At 61.4% G+C, this 21651-nt stretch carries 21 protein-coding genes; 18 read left to right on the top strand and 3 right to left on the bottom strand.

The genetic code is table 11. From position 1 onward, the window contains the following. The first annotated feature begins 128 nt into the window (after window positions 1–128). The 13 genes from tsf (at window position 129) to J5J06_17390 (ending at window position 11781) form a co-directional block, all read left to right on the top strand. The gene (gene tsf / locus J5J06_17450) at window positions 129–962 is read left to right on the top strand and encodes a translation elongation factor Ts (GenBank protein MCO6438882.1); all 834 of its coding nucleotides are present in this window, start codon (window positions 129–131) and stop codon (window positions 960–962) included. 61 nt (window positions 963–1023) lie between these two features. Beyond that, window positions 1024–1749 (top strand): UMP kinase, encoded by a 726-nt coding sequence (locus tag J5J06_17445; protein MCO6438881.1) that lies wholly within the window; start codon window positions 1024–1026, stop codon window positions 1747–1749. A gap of 115 nt (window positions 1750–1864) precedes the next feature. Beyond that, window positions 1865–2431 (top strand): ribosome recycling factor, encoded by a 567-nt coding sequence (gene frr, locus J5J06_17440; protein MCO6438880.1) that lies wholly within the window; start codon window positions 1865–1867, stop codon window positions 2429–2431. A 289-nt stretch (window positions 2432–2720) separates the two neighbouring features. After that, complete coding sequence (locus J5J06_17435; protein ID MCO6438879.1) at window positions 2721–3524, top strand: sigma-70 family RNA polymerase sigma factor; 804 nt, start codon at window positions 2721–2723, stop codon at window positions 3522–3524. Window positions 3525–3595: 71 nt separating this feature from the next. Next, window positions 3596–4198, top strand: a complete 603-nt coding sequence (locus J5J06_17430; GenBank protein MCO6438878.1) for an Rrf2 family transcriptional regulator — start codon at window positions 3596–3598, stop codon at window positions 4196–4198. Further along, window positions 4195–5643, top strand: a complete 1449-nt coding sequence (gene sufB / locus J5J06_17425; GenBank protein MCO6438877.1) for a Fe-S cluster assembly protein SufB — start codon at window positions 4195–4197, stop codon at window positions 5641–5643. The genes J5J06_17430 and sufB overlap by 4 nt, the downstream gene beginning before the upstream one ends. Before the next feature lie 123 nt (window positions 5644–5766). Beyond that, window positions 5767–6081, top strand: coding sequence for a hypothetical protein (locus J5J06_17420; GenBank protein MCO6438876.1), 315 nt, complete (start codon window positions 5767–5769; stop codon window positions 6079–6081). A 55-nt stretch (window positions 6082–6136) separates the two neighbouring features. After that, a complete protein-coding gene (sufC, locus tag J5J06_17415; GenBank protein ID MCO6438875.1) occupies window positions 6137–6901 on the top strand; it encodes a Fe-S cluster assembly ATPase SufC in 765 nt (254 codons plus the stop codon). 19 nt (window positions 6902–6920) lie between these two features. Beyond that, the gene (gene sufD / locus J5J06_17410; protein ID MCO6438874.1) at window positions 6921–8261 is read left to right on the top strand and encodes a Fe-S cluster assembly protein SufD; all 1341 of its coding nucleotides are present in this window, start codon (window positions 6921–6923) and stop codon (window positions 8259–8261) included. A gap of 11 nt (window positions 8262–8272) precedes the next feature. Beyond that, window positions 8273–9529, top strand: a complete 1257-nt coding sequence (locus tag J5J06_17405; protein ID MCO6438873.1) for a cysteine desulfurase — start codon at window positions 8273–8275, stop codon at window positions 9527–9529. Beyond that, window positions 9529–9984, top strand: coding sequence for an SUF system NifU family Fe-S cluster assembly protein (locus J5J06_17400; GenBank protein MCO6438872.1), 456 nt, complete (start codon window positions 9529–9531; stop codon window positions 9982–9984). The genes J5J06_17405 and J5J06_17400 overlap by 1 nt, the downstream gene beginning before the upstream one ends. Window positions 9985–10063: 79 nt before the next feature. Then, on the top strand, window positions 10064–11398 hold the full coding sequence (locus J5J06_17395) for a hypothetical protein (GenBank protein MCO6438871.1): 1335 nt from the start codon (window positions 10064–10066) through the stop codon (window positions 11396–11398). Window positions 11399–11460: 62 nt separating this feature from the next. Further along, window positions 11461–11781 carry an SUF system Fe-S cluster assembly protein gene (locus tag J5J06_17390; GenBank protein MCO6438870.1) on the top strand — a complete coding sequence of 107 codons (321 nt, stop codon included), beginning with the start codon at window positions 11461–11463 and terminating at the stop codon, window positions 11779–11781. Window positions 11782–11859: 78 nt separating this feature from the next. Here J5J06_17390 and J5J06_17385 read toward each other — a convergent pair whose 3' ends face one another. Next, a complete protein-coding gene (locus J5J06_17385; protein MCO6438869.1) occupies window positions 11860–13275 on the bottom strand; it encodes an MATE family efflux transporter in 1416 nt (471 codons plus the stop codon). 305 nt (window positions 13276–13580) lie between these two features. Here J5J06_17385 and J5J06_17380 point away from each other — a divergent pair, with 305 nt between their 5' ends. The 4 genes from J5J06_17380 to J5J06_17365 all read left to right on the top strand — a co-directional run bounded on the left by J5J06_17380 (window position 13581) and on the right by J5J06_17365 (window position 17467). After that, complete coding sequence (locus J5J06_17380; GenBank protein ID MCO6438868.1) at window positions 13581–14669, top strand: PIN domain-containing protein; 1089 nt, start codon at window positions 13581–13583, stop codon at window positions 14667–14669. A 56-nt stretch (window positions 14670–14725) separates the two neighbouring features. Then, window positions 14726–15460: a 2-C-methyl-D-erythritol 4-phosphate cytidylyltransferase gene (ispD, locus tag J5J06_17375; GenBank protein ID MCO6438867.1), complete on the top strand. Its 735-nt coding sequence runs from the start codon at window positions 14726–14728 to the stop codon at window positions 15458–15460. A 139-nt stretch (window positions 15461–15599) separates the two neighbouring features. Beyond that, entirely contained in the window at window positions 15600–16445 is an 846-nt protein-coding gene (locus J5J06_17370) for a hypothetical protein (protein ID MCO6438866.1), read from the top strand. Between the two features lie 344 nt (window positions 16446–16789). Beyond that, window positions 16790–17467, top strand: a complete 678-nt coding sequence (locus tag J5J06_17365; GenBank protein MCO6438865.1) for a hypothetical protein — start codon at window positions 16790–16792, stop codon at window positions 17465–17467. Window positions 17468–17590: 123 nt separating this feature from the next. Here J5J06_17365 and J5J06_17360 read toward each other — a convergent pair whose 3' ends face one another. Next, window positions 17591–18649, bottom strand: coding sequence for an HDOD domain-containing protein (locus J5J06_17360; protein MCO6438864.1), 1059 nt, complete (start codon window positions 18647–18649; stop codon window positions 17591–17593). A 155-nt stretch (window positions 18650–18804) separates the two neighbouring features. Here J5J06_17360 and J5J06_17355 point away from each other — a divergent pair, with 155 nt between their 5' ends. Continuing rightward, complete coding sequence (locus tag J5J06_17355; GenBank protein MCO6438863.1) at window positions 18805–20070, top strand: undecaprenyl/decaprenyl-phosphate alpha-N-acetylglucosaminyl 1-phosphate transferase; 1266 nt, start codon at window positions 18805–18807, stop codon at window positions 20068–20070. On the opposite strand, the gene J5J06_17350 is transcribed toward J5J06_17355, so the two are convergent. After that, complete coding sequence (locus J5J06_17350) at window positions 20037–21623, bottom strand: glycosyltransferase family 39 protein (protein ID MCO6438862.1); 1587 nt, start codon at window positions 21621–21623, stop codon at window positions 20037–20039. The two genes, J5J06_17355 and J5J06_17350, sit on opposite strands and share 34 nt — an antisense overlap. Window positions 21624–21651 lie beyond the last annotated feature (28 nt).

Below are 21651 nucleotides of genomic sequence, written 5' to 3'. Positions count from 1 at the left end.
CCGGCAGGGGGTCGCTGCCCCCGACTGAATTGACCGCGTGGTGGTTTTTCTCCCGCCCGATAGGGTTTTCTTGATTCGCAAGGTCGCCGAGAAAGCGACGCGCGATCGTTAATGAGAAGGTGAGTTTCATGGCTGACATCACGCCGCAAATGGTCAAGGAGCTTCGGGCCAAGACCGACCTCCCCATGATGGAATGCAAGCAAGCCCTGACCGAGGCCAAGGGCGACATGGAAGCTGCGGTCGAATGGCTGCGCAACAAGCACAAGGGCAAACTGGCGGAGCGCGCCGATCGTGCCACCGGCGAAGGGCGCATCGGCGTCTATATCGCTCCGGATCGTCGAAGCGGCGGCATCATCGAGCTGCAATGCGAGACGGCCCCGGTCGGCAAAAACGAGCAATTCATCCAGTTGGCCAACTTTATCGCCAAGCGCGTGGCGGAAGGAACGCAGAAAACTCCTGATCCGGCATCGATCCGCGGCGATTCCGAAGTGGATGCCCGCTTCACGGACGTGTTCGGCCGGCTGCGCGAGACCATGAATCTCAGGCAGTGCCGGCGCGTGGAGGGAGCTTGCTTGGCCTCCTACGTGCACCATGACGGCAAGAGCGGTGTTCTGCTCGCCTTGGACGCCGAGCCCAAGTCGGACAAGAATGTGGCTGCCGACCTGTGCATGCACTCGTTGTTTACGAATCCGCTGGCGGTCGACCGAACCGGTGTACCGGCGTCCGAGGTGGACGCCGTTCGGGCGGATGCCCTGCGTATGGCCAAGGCGGAAGGCAAGCCGGAGCAGATCGCCGGTAAGATCGCCGAAGGCAAGGTGGCGGCGTTCTTCGGCGAGCGTGTACTCATGGAGCAGCTCCATGTGAAGACGGACGACTACGGCAAGGCCAAGGTCGGCGACATTCTCAAACAGGCCGGCGTCAATGCCGTGACCGACCTCGTCGTCATGCGGGTCGGCGGGTAGCGCTGTTGAGCGGCGGGGCTTCGGCCCCGTTTTCTTTGCGCGGGTGCCTGGATGCGAATGCATGAACAGTCCGAAGTTCAATCGCGTTATTCTCAAGATCAGCGGTGAGGGCCTCTGCTCGGCCGGGAGGACCGGCATTGACGGGGACCAATTGCGCCGGCTTGCGGACGAGATCAAGCTGGTCGTCGACCTCGGGGTGCAGGTCTCGGTCTCCGTGGGCGGCGGGAACATCGTTCGCGGCAGCACCATCGCCCGCACGGCACCGATCGAGGAATCGACCGGTCATTACATGGGCATGCTGGCCACGGTGATCAACGCCCTCGCCGTGCAGGATACGCTCGAATCGCTGGGTGTTCCGACGCGGGTCATGAGCGCCCTGTCCATGGAGAGCGTTTGCGAGAAGTTCATCCGCCGCCGCGCGGTACGCCACTTGGAGAAAGGGCGCGTCGTCATCCTCGCCGCCGGAACCGGTAATCCCTTCGTCACGACGGACAGCGGGGCGGCCCTTCGGGCTGCAGAAATCGGTGCCGACGCACTGCTCAAGGCCACCAAAGTGGACGGCGTTTACACCGCCGACCCGGTCCGTGATCCCAGTGCCACGCGCATCGAGCGGATGACGTACGATCAACTGCTCGAGATGCGCCTGGAGATCATGGACGTCAGCGCCGTCGATCTCTGTCGGCGTAATCACGTTCCCATCGTCGTGCTCGATTTGTGGATCCCCGGAAATATGCGCGACGTGGTTTGCGGAAACGGGATTGGTACCTATATCGGTGATGACGCCTGAGCGGTGACCGGCAGCATTCTGCCCTGCCCCGTTTGCCGCGTCGGTTCCACGCCATCAAGACTTTCCGTCATCGTTTCCTGGTGTAGAATCGTGGCAATACTTCGGGAGACCAGTCATGAACCCCGCCGCCATCGAGAAAGACTGTTCGGGCAAGATGAGCAAAGCCGTCGAGTACCTCAAGCAGGAACTTCGGGGTCTGCGCACCGGAACGGCCCACCCCGGGCTCGTCGAGCACATCCGCATCGACGTTTCCAGCTACGGAACGCAGAACGAATTGCGCGAACTGGCCACGATCGCCGTGCCCGATCCGGCGACGTTGCTGGTCAAGCCGTTTGATCCCGGGACATTGAAGGACATCGAGCGCGGCCTGCAAACTTCGAACCTGGGTGTGACGCCGATGAACGACGGCAAGGCAATACGCCTGCCCATCCCGCCGCTCTCCGGCGAGCGTCGGCAGCAGATCGTCCAACAGGTCAAGAAGTTGGGCGAGGCACAGAAGATCGCCGTCCGCAATGCCCGGCGCGACGCCAATAAGGCCGCGGAAACGCTGGAGAAGGATAGCAAACTGAGCGAAGACGAGGCCAAGGACCTCAAGGACCGCATTCAGAAACTCACCAAGAAGTTTGAGGACGAAATCGACGCCGTCATGTCCGCCAAGTCGAAGGAACTCCAGCAGGTCTAGTCGCACTAGAATTGCACTGCTGCTTTACGCGCAGCCTTCCGCCCTGTGATGTACTTCATTCGGGCGCACCGGCCGCCGCGGCATCCAAAGCCCGTAACACGGCCGTACCAGAGTGGGGATTCTCGGCCCAACGGGGCTTTCGCCAGTTGATACCTCCCTCATGTGGTGATATATTTAATGTGCACCACATTGGTGATGATTCCGCTCCTTTCGGGCCAGAAGGCCGCCTGAGGCTGCCCGTCCCGGGAGGGGGGTCGTTGGGTCTCTTTGTGGAAGGTGACCAGCAGAGATGGTAGCAAACACGACAAACGCACCGGAGGCGTTTTTTGAGCGGAAGGACGCGCGCAAGAGGTACATTCCCGATCGGCGTCTACGCAGGCCGTCGGCGTCCGCTTCCGCGGCGCGAATTGCCCGCCAAGTCGAGGACGTACAGGCGGACATTCCGGACCTGGAAGAGCACGACGCCTTTGTGGCGCTCCAAACTTGCGCCTATCGGGCTTCGCCCAACAGTCGACGCCGAGCGGGTAACCGTCCGCGTGAACGTCGCATTTGGGCCCAGCGTTGGAAGACCATTCGGGATTACCTGGTCCACCGCAATCTGGGCCTGGTGTATTCCATGATCGGCCGCTTCGAGACGCAGGATGTCGATCGCGACGAGTTGCGCAGCGAAGCGCTCTTCTCTCTCGTTCGTGCGGTGGAAGGTTTCAATCCTTGGCTGGGTTTCCGTTTCAGCACATATGCGTGCAATGCGGTGATGCGAGCGATGATTCACTCGGTTCGCAAGGCTCGTCGCGCGCGAAGCACCGCACCGGTCGGACACGAGGATTGGCTGGAGCGTCCGGCGAAGGAAGAGAGCCGATCGGCCCTGCACGCCGAGCGGGTCAACAAGGCGCTCCGCGAGAACGTGGGCGAATTGACCCCGCGCGAGGCACTGGTTCTCTCCTGGCGGTTCCCCATGGACGGGGGCGTAGGGCGTACCCTCGGCGAGTGCGGCGATGCCATGGGCCTGAGCAAGGAGCGCGTCCGCCAGATCCAGAAGAGTGCTCTGGACAAGATCCGCGCTGTGCTCGAATCCGATCCGGTATTGCAATGATGGTACGGCCGCGGCGAAAATCGCCTTGGTCGGCGATCAAGTCGCGATGATGTGATTACGGAATTGTCAATTTGCTTTCATTGACGCGAAAGACCGACTACGCCCTCGTGGCGTTGGCCCACATGGCCCGCAACGGTGCGGGCAAAGTGTGTGCACGCGATCTTTCGGACCGTGTGCATATACCGGTTCGCGTCTTGACCAACGTGCTGAATCGCCTGACACGTTATGGCTACCTGAGCTCGGTTCGTGGCGTGGCTGGAGGCTATTGCCTGGCCCGGCTGCCGGAAGAAATTTCCGTCCGCGAGATCGTCGAGGCGATGGAGGGGCCTGTCCGGTTGGCCCGCTGTTGCGAGAGCGAGGAAACTGGTGGGGGCAGTCGCTGCCAGCGTGAACCCGGCTGCGAAATCAGCTCGCCCGTTAAGAAGCTGCACATGGGCATTCGGGAGTTCTTCGATCGCGTTACGGTGCATGATCTGGCGTGGGATACCATCAGCCTGGTTGCGCAAACGCGGGAGTCGAGCCGTGCTCCGACACATGACGGCCGAATGGTGGAGGGAGCCGGCGTTCGGCGTACATGTTGCGGGAACGGAGAACGGAACGGAGTCGTTTCAAACGTACATACCGACGTGTTGTCGCAGGAGAAGATTGCGGCAACCGGAGATCATTCGGAATGACCGACACACAGAAAACCCTGGATCGTTGGGCCCGGCAGGAATACAAGTACGGGTTCATAACGGATATCGAGGCCGACAGCGCTCCGCCGGGATTGAATGAGGACATCATCCGATTCATTTCCCAGAAAAAGGGCGAGCCGGACTTCATGACGGAATGGCGTCTGCGATCCTATCGCCATTGGCTTACCATGAAAGAGCCCACATGGGCGAACATCAACTATCCGCCGATCGATTATCAGAGTATCGTTTACTACTCGGCCCCGAAACAGAAGAAGGACGGACCGAAGTCGCTAGATGAGGTTGATCCCAAGCTCTTGGAGACTTACCAGAAGCTGGGTATTCCCTTGCAGGAGCAGGCCGTTCTGGCGGGCGTGGCCGTCGACGCCGTTTTCGACAGTGTTTCCGTTGCGACGACGTTTCAGGGCAAACTGAAAGAACTAGGTATTGTCTTCTGCTCATTCTCCGAAGCCGTCCGCGAGCACCCGGAACTGGTGAAGAAATACCTCGGCTCCGTTGTTCCCCACACGGACAACTTCTTCGCCACGTTGAATTCGGCGGTCTTCACTGACGGCTCATTCGTGTACATTCCCAAGGGCGTCCGCTGCCCGATGGAGCTTTCCACTTATTTCCGCATCAACGCCGCGTCGACGGGACAATTCGAGCGGACCTTGATCATCGCGGACGAAGGCAGCTACGTAAGTTACCTGGAGGGCTGCACGGCCCCGATGCGGGATGAGAACCAGCTGCACGCGGCTGTCGTGGAATTGGTCGCTCTGGAGAACGCGACGATCAAGTATTCGACAATCCAGAATTGGTACCCCGGGGATGAAGAAGGGCGCGGCGGCATCTACAATTTCGTCACGAAACGCGGCAAGTGTGCTGGCCGGAATTCAAGGATCTCCTGGACACAAGTAGAGACGGGCTCCGCCATCACCTGGAAGTATCCGAGTTGTATCCTGCTGGGTGACAACTCCGTCGGCGAGTTCTACTCCGTCGCGATGACCAATCATCGTCAACAGGCGGATACGGGTACCAAGATGATCCACGTGGGGAAAAACACCCGGAGCACGATCGTCTCCAAGGGCATTTCCGCCGGGCGGGGTCAGAACACCTATCGCGGCGGGGTTCGGATCAATCAGGGCGCGGAGCGGGCCCGGAACTATACGCAGTGTGACTCCCTGCTCATTGGCGACCAATGCGGAGCCCATACCTTTCCCTACATTGAAGTCAAGAACAGCACCGCCCAGATGGAACACGAGGCCACGACCTCGAAAATCGGCGAGGATCAGCTTTTCTACTGCAATCAGCGCGGCATCAGCACGGAGGATGCGGTGTCCATGATTGTAAACGGCTTCTGCAAGGAGGTGTTCCGCGAACTGCCCATGGAATTCGCCGTCGAAGCCCAGAAATTGCTCGAGGTAAGTCTGGAAGGCAGCGTGGGCTGATTGCCCGGGAAACGGCGGCCGCCGGAAGCCCGGGTGAGGCCCCAACAAAGGTCGGGGAAGGGCTTTCCCGAAGCGACCGGCGGCCGCGCATCGGATCGCTGCGGGCAACGAACATTGAAAGCCATGCAGATTTCTCCTCACGAGTTGAAGGATGCGCTCGCCCGAGGTGAAGACGTCGCACTGCTGGACGTTCGGTCTGTGGATGAATCGGAGATCTGTCGGCTGAAAGAGGGTAGGTTGGTGACGCGGGAGCTGCTGGAAGAAATTCTGCAAACCTGGGCGAAGGATCGGGCAATCGTGACGTATTGTCATCACGGAATCCGCAGTCTGGACGCCGCGTCGTTTCTCGCTTCACATGGTTTTACCAATGTTCGCAGTTTGAGCGGCGGGATCGATGCCTGGGCGGCGCAGATCGATCCGCACCTGGCAAGGTATTGATTTTTCGTGGGTTCGATGCCGAAGGGCACTCACGTATATGAACGAGGTCAACGAAATGCTGGAAATCCGCAATCTGCATGCCACGGTCGAGGGGCGCGAGATTCTCAAGGGGATTGATCTGACGGTCAGGGCCGGCGAGGTCCATTCCATCATGGGTCCGAACGGATCCGGAAAGAGTACGCTTGCCCAGGTTCTTGCCGGGCGGGACACGTACGAGGTCACCCAAGGTGAGATACTGTACAACGGCAAGAACCTGTTGGAGTTGGAACCGGACGAGCGGGCGTGCGAGGGCGTCTTTATGGCGTTCCAGTATCCTGTCGAAATCCCCGGCGTGAACACGAGCTATTTTCTCAAGGCCGCGCTTAATGCGCAGCGCAAGTATCACGGCCAACCCGAACTCGACGCCGTGGAATTTCTCCAGCTCGTAAAGGAGAAAGCCAAGGTCGTTGGGCTCAACGAGCAGTTGCTGGGGCGGTCCCTGAACGAGGGCTTTTCCGGTGGCGAGAAGAAACGGAACGAGATCTTCCAGCTTTCCGTGCTGGAACCCGGCATGGCCATCCTGGACGAAACAGATTCGGGACTGGATATCGACGCGCTGAAAGTCGTGGCGGACGGCGTGAATCGCCTCCGTGACTCAAAGCGATCGTTTATTATCGTCACGCACTACCAGCGATTGCTGAACTACATTGTCCCCGATTACGTCCATGTGCTCCGTGGCGGGCGCATTATCCGCTCGGGCGGAAAGGAACTGGCGCTCGAACTGGAGGAGAAGGGATATGGTTGGGTCGAGGAACTGGAGCCTTCAGGGGCGGGCGCCTAGGCGAGGGAGCGAGGCAAACATGGTCGAGACGGTGGAGCATGTTGACGCATATGTCGCCCGGTTCGAACGATTCGAATCCGAAGGCGCCAAAGGTCGCTACCCTTGGCTATTGCCCATTCGCAAGGCAGCGATGGCGCGGTTCGCGGAGCTGGGTTTCCCGACGACACGGCATGAAGAATGGCGGTTCACGAATATCGCTCCGGTGGCGGGGGGGACCTTCAACCAGGCGGGGCAGCAAGCGCTCGCGGTGAATCCGAAAATTCTCGAAAGCGTTCGTATCTCCGAAGACGAATCCGGGCTGGTGTTCGTAAACGGCCGGCTTGCCAAGGGGGTCTCGGACGAATTGACGCTGCCGTCGGGCGTTCGCGTGTTGAGTCTTGCTGCGGCGATGGACCGTGAGTCGAACCTGTTGGAAGGCCATCTTGCGCGGCATGCGAACTATCAGGAGAACGCCCTTGCAGCACTGAACACAGCCTTGATGGAAGACGGCGCCGTTGTGATCGTGCCCAAAGGAAAGGCGGCAACAACACCCGTGCACCTGGTTTTTGTTTCGGATGCCGCCCAAGGGCCGATTGCCTTGCACGGTCGCGTCCTGGTAATAGCCGACGAAAGCAGCCAGGTGGACGTGGTGGAAACCCACGTCGGGCAGGACGGACATTCGTACTTCAACAATCCGGTGACGGAAGTGTTTGCGGGTGAAAACGCCGTCGCCCGGCACTACAAGATCATTCGCGAGTCGGACGAAGCCTATCATCTGGCCACGACAACCTTGCACCAGAAGCGGAACAGCGTCGTCAATTCGTACACGCTGACGCTCGGCGGACGCATCGTACGCAACGACATTGAGTCGCAACTGGACGGCGAAGGGGCGGACAGCCACATCGACGGACTTTATCTGACCGACGGCGAACAGCTTGTGGATAACCACCTGCGCGTGGACCATCTCAAGCCGCATGCCTCCAGCCGGGAATTCTTCAAAGGCGTACTCAGCGGGCGGTCCCGCGGCGTATTCAGCGGGCGGATTTTCGTCGCCCAGGTCGCCCAGAAAACCGACGCCAAACAGAGCAACATGAGCCTGTTGCTTTCCGATGAGGCCCAAGTGGACAGCAAGCCTCAACTGGAAATCTTCGCCGATGACGTGAAATGCACCCACGGGGCGACCATCGGGCAGGTGGATCGCGACGCTGTGTTCTACCTCCGATCGCGGGGCATCTCGGAGCGCGACGCCGTGAGTATCCTGGTCCATGCATTCGCTCGCGAGAGCCTCGAACACATTCCGCTCGGGGTCCTGCGGCAGAAGCTCGAAGGTCTGCTGACCGAGCGTTTGCCCCATACCGCCCTCGTGAAGGAGGACGTATGATTCCCTCGACCATGGTCGAGAGGTACTCTTCAAATCGAAGCAACGGGGAAGGTCTCAGCGTGGAGCGACTGCGAGAGGACTTTCCGATACTCCGGCAGCAAGTCCACGGTCGGCCGCTGGTCTACCTGGACAATGCCGCCACCACGCAGAAGCCTCAGGCGGTGATCGACGCCCTTATTCGCTATTACACCGAGGACAACGCCAATATCCACCGTGGCGTCCACGCGCTGAGCGTTCGCGCGACAAGATTGTATGAGTCCGCCCGGCGAACGATCTCGGCGTTTCTCGGGGCATGCGAGCCGGAGGAAATCGTCTTCGTCCGCGGGGCCACGGAAGGGGTGAACCTCGTGGCCCAGTCGTGGGCCAGGCCGCGCCTCGCGCGGGGAGATGAGATCCTCATTACAGGGATGGAACACCACTCCAACATCGTCCCGTGGCAGATAATCTGTCGGCAGACGGGAGCGGTACTCCGGGTTGCGCCGATCGACGACCACGGAGCGCTGGTGGTTGATGAATACGAGCGGATGCTGTCCCCTCGGACGAAGGTCGTGGCCCTGGCGCACGTTTCCAATGCGCTCGGGACGATCAACCCAGTCCAGAGCCTGATCCGGTCGGCTCACAGTTTCGGGGCGGTTGTGCTGGTGGACGGTGCCCAGGCGGTTCCCCATCAGGCCGTGGACGTCGCCGGACTCGATTGCGATTTCTACGTCTTTTCGTCGCACAAGGTCTACGGCCCCACCGGCGTGGGAGCCCTCTACGGCCGCCGCTCCTTGCTCGAACAGATGGAACCCTACCAGGGTGGCGGGGAGATGATCCGCTCCGTGACCTTCGAGGAAACGACCTATAACGATATTCCGTACCGGTTCGAGGCCGGCACGCCCAATATTTCGGGAGCCATCGGCCTCGGGGCGGCGATCGAGTACCTCAAGGCGGTCGGCATGGACTGGATCGCGGCCCACGAGACCGATCTCCTCGCCTACGCAACGGAGTCACTCAAGAGGATCGAGCCGCTCCGGATCATCGGTACGGCCCCCGACAAGGCGGCGGTCATCTCCTTCGTCCTGCCGAGGATCCACGCCCACGACGTGGGGACCGTCCTGGACAGGGCGGGCGTTGCCGTCCGGACCGGGCACCACTGTGCCCAGCCGATTATGGACCGATTCGGCGTACCGGCCACGACAAGAGCCTCCTTCGCGCTGTACAATACCCGGGCGGACGTGGACGCCCTGGTCGCCGGGCTTGAAGAGGTTCTTAAGGTGTTCGGCTGATGTCTGACTTGCGAGACCTGTATCAAGAGTTGATCCTGGATCACAACAACCGTCCCCGGAACAAGGGCCGGATCGAGGGGGCGGATCGTGTTGCCAAGGGGCATAACCCGCTATGTGGCGATCACGTGACCGTTTACGTGAAGCTCAAGGACGGCGTGGTTGAGGATGTGACGTTTGAGGGCTCGGGCTGCGCCATCTCTACGGCATCCGCTTCGTTGATGACCGAATCGCTGCGGGGCAAGACGCTGGAAGAGGCCAAGGCGCTTTTCGCCAAGTTCCACGGGCTGGTGACGGGGGAGGTGGCGGAGAACGGCCAGGGCTCCGGACTTGGAAAGCTCGAGGTATTCTCCAATGTCTGCCAATACCCGGCGCGGGTAAAGTGCGCCACGCTGGCTTGGCACACAATTCGGGCAGCTCTCGAAGACAAGGATGAACCCGTCGTCACCACGGAGTGAACTCGCGCCGACAATGCGTTGCGTCGGCGCAGTCAAATGGTTCACCGCGCACCGGCCGACGAAGTGAGGAGACTTCGCCATGCAGGCGCCCCCCAATCTGGAAGCCTTTGCCCTGCCGCAGAGCAGCTCGACGAAACATGCAGGCTGCGGTTCGTGCGGGAGCGCAACGGGCGAGGACGCCCGGTGCGGAAACGGTCTGGAAAAGATCTACCCCACCACGGCCGTGCGATTCGGCTTCATGCGCTACATCGGGGAGTTCTCCCACGCTCCGGACATGAAGTTTACCTGTGGAGCGAAGGTGGTCATACAAACACGCCGCGGGATCGAGCTGGGAGAACAAGTCTCGCTGACCTGTTCCGGCTGCGACAAATCCGTCTCACGCGACAACATGAAAGAATGGGTTGCGGCGTGCGGGGACGACTCATACTTTTTCGATGCCGGGCGAATTCTCCGTGAGGCGACGGCCGCCGATCTGACCGAGCACGCCCGAATTCAGCAGGACAATCGCGATCGTCGCGACATCGCTCGACGCATGGCGGCCGAGCACCGCCTCCCTATTCGCGTGGTGGAATGCGAATCGCTCTTCGGCGGCGAACGGATCATTTTCTTCTTCACTTCCGACGAGCGCGTGGATTTCCGCGGGTTGGTCAAAGATCTGGCTCAGGAGTTCCGAACGCGAATAGAGATGCGCCAGGTGGGTGCTCGCGACGAGGCGCGCCTGCTTGCGGACTTCGAGACGTGCGGCCGGGAGGTCTGCTGCAAGGTCTTTCTGAAGACACTTCGGCCCATCAGCATGCGCATGGCCAAGTTGCAGAAGGCGACGCTCGATCCCACGCAGGTATCAGGGCGATGCGGTCGGCTGAAATGCTGCCTTCGATACGAACACGAGAGTTACGAGGACCTCGACAAGCGTCTGCCGCGCGTCGGCGTGCGCATCCGAACGAGTCACGGCGACGGGGTGATTGTGAACCGCCAGGTTCTGACGCAGTTGGTTCAGATTCGAACGGACGCGGACAAGTTCGTCACGGTTGTCGCCGAGGACATTCTGGAAACCGGCGTGAAACCGCCTCCGCCGGGAGCAGCAGAATCGGGAAGCGGTGATTCCTCGCGGCGTCCACGTCGTGAACGGGGATCATCACAACGTTCCGGACAGCCGCAGCGATCGGCAAGGCCTCGGCGTCCCGTACGAGAGACGAATGATGCCCAAGAGCCCACCGAAGAACGTGAAGATACCGATGCCGACGGGTCGACAGAAGGATCTGAATTGTCTGGCGCTGAGCAGGACCCGGCGGGCGAGGGTCGGGGCGAGCCTTCCCGTCGCCGGCGGCGGGGCGGGCGTCGACGGCCCCGTCGACCCAGACGGTCAGACGGTGAAGGCGGCGCTTCGAATGATGGAGGGAGTGAGGGGTCGTGACGGACGATAGAATTGAAAAGCGTAAGGAAGGCGGTTCCGATGCGGAGGTTTCGGGTTCTCCGGTGGACCAAATCAAGGCGCAAGCGATCGAATCGGCGGTTGTCGAAGTGCTTCGCACCTGCTTTGACCCCGAGATACCTGTCAATATCTACGATCTGGGGCTGATCTACGATATCGACGCCGGACCGAATGGCGAAGTCGAGGTCAAGATGACGCTGACCTCGCCCGCCTGTCCCGTGGCCGGCAGTCTGCCGCCCGAGGTGGAGCAGAAGATCCGCACGGTGGACGGCGTAACTGACGCCAAGGTAGAGGTGGTCTGGGATCCCCCGTGGACGCCCGAGCGCATGTCCGAGGCGGCCAAGCTGCAACTGAATTTCTTCTGACCGGTGCCAACCCGACGCGAGCATCCCAGCTTCCGCTTACCGATTTCTTACCTGCGCAAATCCCACCGAAATTCGACGTCACACGCGAGTCTGCAGCCATTTGCCACGGAAATAGCGCACACTGGATGCAATGGCCCGCCAGATCATATCCGTGAACATGCCCATCCAGGCTCCGAGAAGGCCCATCTGCAGGACGATGCCGCCCAGGTAGCCCACAGCAAGCCGCAAGGTAATGCCCACAATGGTGATCAGCATGGGTGTGCGCGTGTCGCCCGCGCCGCGTAGTCCGCCGACATAGACGATCGATACGACCAGTGCCGGCGTAAGGACAAAGAGCACCCGGAATGGCGCAGTGCCGGCCTCCCTCACGAGCGGGTCAGAACTCATCACGGCGTAGACGGTATTTGCACCGATGAACAAAACCGCGGAGACGATCACCGCCAGGATTCCACACTGCCGAACGCCTTCATGGCCCACTTGCTTGGCGCGGATCGGGTTTCCCGCTCCGAGAGCCTGTCCGATCATGGTCGCGGTAGCGGCCGCCCAGGCCACGGCCGGCAGATAGACAAGGGATTCTGTGCGAACGGCGATCATGTGTGCTGCAAAATAGGCCGTGCCGAGGGGGGGATCCGCGAGTCGTGAGAGAATCGCCAGGTAGCAGAAGTGGCCGGACCACATGATTGCACCGTCGGCGCCGGCCGGTACCCCAACATGCAGAATGCGGCGCGTCCGCTCCCAGGTAGGAACCGTCTCCCGCGGAACGAGCCGCAGCCCGACGCGCCCCCGTGCAAGCAAGACCAGCGTGAGAGCGAGCCCCACTGCATGTGCCACGACAGTACCCGTGACGATCCCCCGCACACCGAGAGATGGGATCGGCCCCGGTCCATAGACCAATGCCCAGGAAACGCTCATGTTGAGCAGATTGATCAGCGCGAAAATGAACATGGGGGTGCGCATGTTCCCGATGCCACGAAGGGCGGCGCAGGCGACCAGCGTGACCGTGGTGCAGGCAAGGCCGAGGGCACCGATGCGCAGGTAGTCGACGGTGATCGTGAAGGACTCGCCGGTCATGCGGCAGTACGTTGCAATGGCGGGGGCGATGCCGTAGATGAGTGCGGCTATCAAGACGGCGAGCGCGACGGCAAGCGTCAGAGACTGGTTGGCGACATGGTTCGCCTCGTGCCGGTCGCCCGCGCCTTCGTGACGGGAAACGAGGGCCGTCGTGCCGATCCCGATCATGGCGGCGAGCATGGAAACAAGCCACGCAACGTAAGCGGCCAGTCCCACGGCGGAGGTCGCGGCGGCGCTGAGCCGGCCGGCGAGAAAAATGTCGAATGTCCCCACCGCCGTGTTGAGCAACTGCTCGGCCAGAACGGGCATGGCGAGGACAAAGAGCTTCCGGCGAACGGAGCCGGTTACGAGCGTGGACCGTGCTTCCACCGCCGTTGGCACGGAGAGGGAATCAGCATCGGCGACGGCGGTACCTGTGGTCATGGCGCATGCGACTCGACAAACGGTTATGCGTGGGACGATTCGGTGGCACCCCAGGGCATCACGCCGCAATACCCGCTCGCTTAAAGAACGGAATATAGCGCCGCAGTAACCACTTGACCATTGCGCCGGCCCCTCTTGCGCAGCGCTGGAAGTACAGGCCGGGGGGAGTATACTGCCGGTTTGGGCGATTCCGCGGTTGGTTGACCGCGCCGGCATGCAGCATCGAGGCGAACACCCCCATGGCCATGGAATCCGGTTCATCGTCCTTGAGACCTCCTCCCAGCGTGCGGACCAGTGCGTGGGCGATGATCGGCCTGCGCTTGGCGTTCCTGCTGGTCCTCATGGGAGTGGGGTTCGGGCTGGCTTCGGACGAGCAGCGTCTGACCGGGCGCTTGGCGCAGCATCGGGATCTGATCGTCATCAGCTTCCTCGGCGCCGGGCTGATTGTCATTTCACTGGACATCTTTATCCCTCGAAAGTCGCTGGGGGCAATTTCCGGCGTCTTTTTCGGCTTGGTCGTGGGGATGGTCGTGGCCTACGGCCTGTCGCTGATCCTCAACCTCGTCGTGGAGGCCAACCCCGGCGGGCTGGAATCGGACGATCCCGTCACCAGTGCGCTCAAACTCGCTCTGGGAGTCGTGTGCTGCTACCTGGCGGTGAGCTTCATACTCCAGACGAAAGACGACATCCGGTTCGTCATTCCGTACGTGGAATTCTCGCGGGAAAGCAAGGGCGGCCGGCCGCTTGTGCTGGATACATCCGTGGTGGTGGACGGCCGTATCGCCGACATCGCCGCCACGAACATTTTCGACTCGGAGCTGGTCGTTCCTCGCTTCGTGCTCCAGGAGCTTCAGACCATTGCAGACAGTTCGGACAAGCTCAAGCGAAACCGCGGGCGTCGCGGCCTGGACATGCTCAACAAGCTGCAATCGTCCGACATCGTGGATATCCGCATATTGGAAGTCAAACCGGAACGCAGTGCGGGCGACGCTGGCGTGGACGAGATGCTGGTTGATCTGGCCAAACAACTCGAAGGCAAGATCGTCACCAACGACTACAACCTGAACAAGGTCGCGCGGCTGCGTGGCGTTCCGGTCATAAACATCAACGATTTGGCGGGCTCTCTGCGCCCCGTTGTACTGCCCGGCGAGACGATGGTCATCAAAGTCGTCAAGCCCGGCGAGGAAGTCGGACAGGGGGTGGGATACCTCGAAGACGGAACGATGGTCGTGGCCGAGGGGGCGCGCGAGCATATCGGCGAGAACGTGACACTCGTGGTCACGAGCGTGTTGCAGACGTCGGCGGGAAGGATGATCTTCGGCCGCATGGACGGCATGGCCCCGCCGGATCGTCGGCGCCCGCGTCCGGGAGGACCGAATTCAACGTCCGCATGACGTAATAGCCGGTCGGTTTCGATCGTTCCATTTGTCGTCTGGAAGGAGAACCGGTCATGCCGAAGATCGCAGTGATCATTCCCGCCGCAGGCAAGGGGGAGAGGTTCGGCGGCGGCGAGAACAAGATCTTTTCCAAGCTGGACGGGCGGCCTGTATTCCTGCGGACCGTTGAGCATTTCATCCGCCGTGAGGACATCTGCCAGATTCTTCTCGGTGTCGCTCCCGAGGACGACGAGGCGATGAGGACCCAATATGGCGCGAATCTGGCGTTCATGGGTGTCAAGACCGTGACGGGCGGAGCACGGCGCTGCGATACGGTGGCCGCGGCGCTGGGCGAACTGTCCGACGACGCCGAATTCGTCGCCGTGCACGATGCCGCGCGACCGTGTGTTACTTCCGAGCATATCGACGCCGTTTTTGCTGCGGCAGCGAAGAGCGGCGCCGCGATTCTTGCCGTCCCCCTTTCGGGGACGATCAAGCGCGTGGGAACGGCAAACCTCGTGGAGAGCACGGTTCCCCGGGCCGGACTTTACGAAGCACAGACGCCTCAGGTCTTTCGAAAGGACATTATCAGCCAGGCCTATGCAGCGCTGACGGAATCCGACAAAGACGTCACGGATGATGCAGAGCTCGTCGAGCGGGCCGGGCATCCGGTCACGGCCGTAATCTCCGATTCGACGAACCTGAAGATCACGACGCGGGCCGATCTCGCGCTGGCTTCGGCGATCCTCAAGAGTCGCCCCTCCAAGCCGGCGGCCAAGCTCGGGGCATTCGAGGAGGCGCAGTGGTAACCGGCGTAGGCGAAAGGACTTCCGGGTGTTACGGAGCCTCGCAGGGGCATCGTGGTTTGACAGGGAGTTTCGGCAGTCGTGTAATGCCCATTCTCGCTTTGGTGCGGGGTTTCTTTCTTGGTTTATCGAAGGGCCCGCTATGAACACGCGACCAGTTCTGCGATCAATCTTCGTCCTATTGGCGTCGGTTGCGCCACTTGTCCTTTCCGCCTGCAACGTGCAATACGCATTCCCGGGCAAGCAGCGCCCCAAGGGTCCGCTGGAGACATGGAACGACACCCGCACGGCGTCCGATGACGCCTCGGCGGACATCCGTGTGGTCGATTCCACGGAGGCTGATCTCGTCGAGGATATGGTCGCCCACCGCCAGGGCTACCACCGGGGCCTGAAACGTCTCGAGCGGTATTATCGCGAGCACGGCGACGCGCAAAAGGCCAACTGGGCTGCCTATGAAATGGAGGGCCTGCAACGCGTTAAGGCATTCCGGTATTTGATGGAGGCCGAGGTGGCCTCAGATAAGCTTCGACCAACAGAGTCCATTCCGGAAGCGGATGCCCTGTACGAGCAGGGACTCAAGGAGATGCGCCGCGGCGGACACGGAGTGCCGGCGCTGTATCGCGAAGATGTCATGGTTGAGGCCGCACAGACATTTCGCAAGTTGATCGAGCAGTATCCTTCCAGCGACAAGATTGATGACGCGGCCTACATGCTGGGCGAGATTCACAAGGAGTATCTGCCCGATCAGGACGAGCTTGCCGCCAAGTGGTTCGAGCGCGCCTGGGAATGGGATCCGCAGACGCCGCACCCTGCACGGTTTGAAGCGGCCACCGTCTATGACTACCGGCTGCACGACCGTGAACGGGCCCTCGAGCTTTACCATGCCGCCGTGGAGAACGAGTCCACCCACCTTGCCAATACGCGATTCGCAGAAAAGCGAATCGAGGAGCTATCGCGAGAGACCTCGGCGGCCCGCGTGGGGCAGTGATCTTACCGAGCGTCCCTGCATCGCGCGAAACTGGAAAGCTCTTCGACAGCCTGAGAGTACAAGACGTGCAGGATTCGTCCCGATGGGTGGCCATCAGTCCTGCGTTTCTCCCTTGTGAATTGATCCAATTCACAGCATTGAAAACGCCGGTTCGTCCTTGCTGACACCTGGAAATCAGGTAGTATGAACACGTTGGTCCGTCAGCTGCCTCATTTGAGCCGATCGGAGCATCGGCGCTGAAAGGGCTTCTCTCCACGTTTCGGTGGCCGGGATGAGCCGTCGAGATGGGGGACCGAGCCTTGGCGTTCGGTAGGGGACGGGCGCTGCGAAGGGGAGTCCGGGTCGTGAAAAAGACACACCAGCCGCGCGGGCCAGCATCGCTCCTCTGGGAATCATTGCAGACCGAGTCTGGGGTTGAGCGAGCGGAGACCCCTCGACCGGGGACACCGCCGACGGCGACGTGTCGCCTGCCCTACGATCGCCGCTGCCTGGCCAAAACGCGATCCGGTCGACGTTGCCGGGGCACGATTCGCGAAGGCAGCGACTTCTGCATTTTCCACGATCCAGAGTTGGCCGAGGTGCGTCGTCAGCGCCAGCTTGCCGCCAAAGCGGCGCGAAAGCGAAACGACATTTCCAACCTCCCCGATGGGTATCTTCGAAAGCTGAGTTCTCGTCGCGCTGTCGGGCAAGCGATGGATCGCCTTTACCGCGAGATCCGACTGGAGCGCATGACTGTCGAAATGGGCAAAGTTCTGTTCGACATTCTAACGCGACTCATGGACGCCGGACTGTGCGAAGATGGGAAAGAACCGCAGTCCTGGAAGCGGACCAAAGCCAAGCGAATGCGCCCGCGCCTGGCGGAATTGCTTACCGATGCGGAGAAGGCGGCGTGGCGCAGGGCGATCAACGCGGCCCAAGCTGCGCCCGCGCGGCGGGCGGACATGCCGATCAAACCGGGTGTGCGGGGAGATGGTCAGCGCGGCGGCACTTCTCAACGGTCCACGTTGACGATTGCATCCTGATTGGAACATTCAGAGCGATCAGTTGGTGCGGGCCGACCGCTTGCGCGTCCGAGGATCGACTGTTGGAGCGACGGAGCCGCACCCTCGTCGTGAATGAATGCTCCTCTCCACGACCGCTCTTATCTAAGAGAATGAGACGGCTTCTTCGACTTCCTCGGGCAGTCCTTCGAGCACGCTGGGCCAACCCGGGTGGTCCGGCAAATTCAATTCCTGAACCTGTTTGGCGCTGAGCAAATCATAGGGCTGTGGCAACGCATACCCCATGAGCGCGGTAATCATTTCCGTGGTCTGAAGCATGAGCCGCTGGTTGCGGAGCGGATCATCGGTCTCTACTGCGGTGTGGTGATTGGCAATCAGGCTGGACAGGTCCTCGGGGAGTTTCCACTCAGTGGCGAGCAATTCGCCGAATTCCTGATGAGAAACAAAGCAGAGGAAGTCAAAGATCTCGGGAGTGATCTGTTCCCGGCAGATGTTGCGATAATTGGCGATGACGCGGAGCGTGACGATGCTGCCGATATTGTGCAGCAGCCCGATCAGGAAGGCATCTTCTTCGTCAATGCCGACGCAAGGAGCTAGCCGCCGCATCGTGTGGGCAGAGGCAACGGAGCACTCCCACAGGCAGCGGGCCAGTTGACGGTCTTGCTCGCCGGCGTGAAACGTGGCCGCGCGCATCGATTCATGGAAAAGAAGTGTTCGGACGGCCTTGACCCCAAGGCGGGTCACCGCCGGGGCGACGGAAGTGAACTGGTGGACACCCCGGTAATAGGGCGAATTGGCCGTGCGGATCACGGCCGCCGCAAGTACCTGGTCTTCGCTGATGGCCTCAGCGACCTCGCTCAGGCTGGATTCCCTGGAACTCAGGAGCCGCAAGGCTCGCTCGGCGCCGCGCATCAGCGGCGGCAGGGAAAGGTCGTGGCCGTCAAAATAGGATACGAGCAGATTCTCCAGTCCGACAATCTCGGCGCTGAATTCAGGCCGCTGGGGCTCCTGCGGTTCGATGAGCGTCGCATCGGGGACGATCCACCAGGGAGCATCCGTGCCTGGCCGGGAGTCTGCCAACGGCTCCCGTTCCAGCGTCGCCGTGCCCGACGCACCACGCGCGGGTTCCCGGCAGGTCCCGGTCGGCGGTGACGGGGAAGGTCGTTCGGTCAGGCGATCGGTAATCCAGGTCCAGAATCCCATGAGTATTCATCCCCGGGTGACGAGTCGAGGCGTCCCGGAAGAGCCGGAACTGCTGCTTGCGGTTCGGAAACGGCGTAAAGGGGCCGTCCGAAATCCGCCTGATCCCGAAAGTCCCATCGACAACCCTACATTGCGAGTTTTGCCGGATTCGCAAGATGCCTCGGTGGCACGGCAACATCGTTGTGCTGTTGTTGATCGGACAGCACCCTGCCCGGGATTATGGGACGCGAAACCCAACGCTCGGCCGATGGTCGGCTGCGCGTGGCAACCTGATCCGGGCGTCGGTAGACTCGGTGTCCATGTTGCTCGCTCTGTTTGCCGGGACCTGCGTCGGCGCGCTGACCCTGTCAATTGTCATGACCGGGATCATTCGTGCCTGGGCCATTCGCGTGGATTTCGTCGATCGGCCCGGCGCCCACAAGCAGCATGCCGCTCCCGTAGCCCAGGGTGGCGGGATTGCCATTGCACTCTCCGTCCTGCTCCCTCTTCTTGCCGGCGTGTTGGGGGCCTGGCTGCTGACCCGGGAGGGGGTCCCAACCTGGGTTCCGGACGCGCTGGGGGAACAGTTATACGGCGCGGCCTCCAAGCTTCCGCAAGTGCTGGCCATCGTCGGAGGTGTGATTGTCCTGCACGTCGTCGGCCTGCTCGATGATCGCACCCCGATGGGTCCGGGGCCGAAGTTTCTGGCCGAATTTCTTGTTGCGGGTGTCATCGCCGGGCCTTGCGGCATCCGAGCGTTTGAGTTCCTTCCTTCCATCGTATCATTCGTCGTGACGGTGATCTGGATCGTCTTGATTACCAACGCCTTCAACTTCCTCGACAACATGGATGGGTTGAGCGCTGGCGTGGCGGCCATCGCCGCTGTCACCTTTGCAGTCGCATCGTTGGCAGCCGGCCAGCTCTTCGTGCCGCTACTGGCCCTGCTGGTCGCGTCGGTGTCGCTGGGCTTCCTGCTATGGAATTTCCATCCGGCGAGAATCTTCATGGGAGACGCGGGAAGCCTGGTGCTCGGGTTTCTGATGAGCCTGCTGACGATTCTCGTGACCTTCTACGATCCCCGCCAGGACCTTCAGCCGTTCGGCGTGCTCGTCCCGTTGGTTGTGCTGGCCGTTCCACTTTATGACGTGATCAGTGTGGTCGTGCGGCGCCTCCGTCTGGGGATCAGCCCACTGCGCGGTGACCGCCGCCATTTCTCGCACCGTCTTGTGCGGCGGGGGATGAGCATTCGCGCCGCCGTATTGACAATCTATCTCGCCACGGCCGCGACGGCCCTGCCGTCCATAGTACTTGCCCGAGTCGACTGGTTGGCCGGATCACTGCTGCTCGTTCAGAGCATCTGCGTCGTCGGACTGATCGCCTTGCTGGAGGACTGGCGTGAAACCGATCCTCACTCCGAACCGCCTCGACGCACGAACTCGTAGACGAACCCGATTTGATGAAGATACGGGCTCTGCTTCGCGACAGTAAACTTCTGCGGGAGCGGATTGGGCACCGTATCGACGCGGGGGGAGACGACCACGAGGCGATTGAAGCCGGCGATGGCGTCCGCCAGCGCTTCGTCGGGTGGGTCGCGAAGGAGGAGCACCGAGGGCTCCGAACGGGCCGGAAGTTGTTGCAGGTAGTAGGCGACATTGTGGTACGTTTGCGCAGCCCAGAACGGCGGCCAACCAATCGTGTCGAATATGATCAGCGTTCGCGTTCCCAGGTCCTCAGCGATGTATGCGGCAGCGGCCCGATTCTGCGGATTGTCCGGAGTCGGCAGGCGAATCGTCGCGAGTACTACAAGCAAGAACAGGGTGCCCGCCGCAGTGCGCGCGGACAGGCGAGTCGAACACCAGGCGAATCCCGCCAAGGCTGCCAGTCCCGGCATGACCAGCGCAATGTATCGCAAGTGTTTGAGCGTCTCCTTGCCGGTGGCAATGTCGATCGCAGCAAAGCAGATGAGCGGGATGACACACCATCCGCCGAGCAGAAACGTCGCCGTCCGGCTCCGTCGCCAAGAAAGAACCACGCAGGCCGCGACCAGGGATGCACCCAGGATCGACTTCCAGACCGCGAGTCGAAACGGGTCCTGAGCAAATAGCAAACGCAACGGCGCATCGGTCAGGCGCATGAGTGTTCGAAGTACATGGCCTTGCGAGTCGGCGTTGATCCAGCGGTATGACTCGATGATCTCGCGCTGTGCGAGCAGACTGGGAAGCCAGAGCAGACCAAAGAGCAGCACAGCGACCCCGGCAGACACGAGCCACCACCCCAGGCGCCGGCCGCGCGCATAACAGAAGGCGAACGGTATCTGGCCCAGGAGAATCAGCGCGGAAAAGTAATGCGTCAGGACCGCGAGCAGGCTGCTCAGTGCATATGCGGCGCAAGGGCCGACCCGGTTGGAAACGCGACTTTTCGTCCCCAGCGTGATGCCCGATAGCGACCAGTAGCTTACCGCCAGAAGCAGCATGGCGAGTGCATAGGGGCGAGCGTCCTGGGCACAGCGAATTGACGCGAAGGAAAGACCGAGAACAGCCGCGGCGGCGATCGCCCCAGACCAGTCGCTGACCTTTCGTACGGTCAATGCAACGACCAGAATCGTCAGCAGGGAGAAGACCATCGACGGGAAGCGTAAGGCCCATTCGTTGTCGCCGAACACTCCGCGCCAAAGATGAAGGAACACGAAGTAGAACGGCGGGTGCGTGTCGAAGCGCATGCCCGACCACACTTCGCCCGTTCCGGTCCCAGGGCGGATGGCATCGAACGTCGGTATCCCCGGCAGGATTACGCCGTGTGGCAGCGCTTCGAACGCCGCGCGGCGCCCGGCGGAGTCAACCAGCGAATGGACTTCGTCCAGCCAATAATCTGGGGCGGCGAGCTGGTAGAACCGCAGGAGCGCAGACACGGCGAGCATTAGAATCAGCAGGATGGGGCCGATTCGTTCAAGTGTCTTGCGCGATCCACCTCGAGATTTTCCGGCTTCGTCTCTCATCCTCGAAGTGTCTCTGTCGCGCACCGGG

This window comes from Phycisphaerae bacterium (assembly GCA_024102815.1).
Lineage (GTDB): Bacteria > Planctomycetota > Phycisphaerae > UBA1845 > UBA1845 > JAGFJJ01.
Note: the sequence above shows the minus strand (reverse complement) of the source record. Positions and strands in the feature narration are given on the sequence as shown.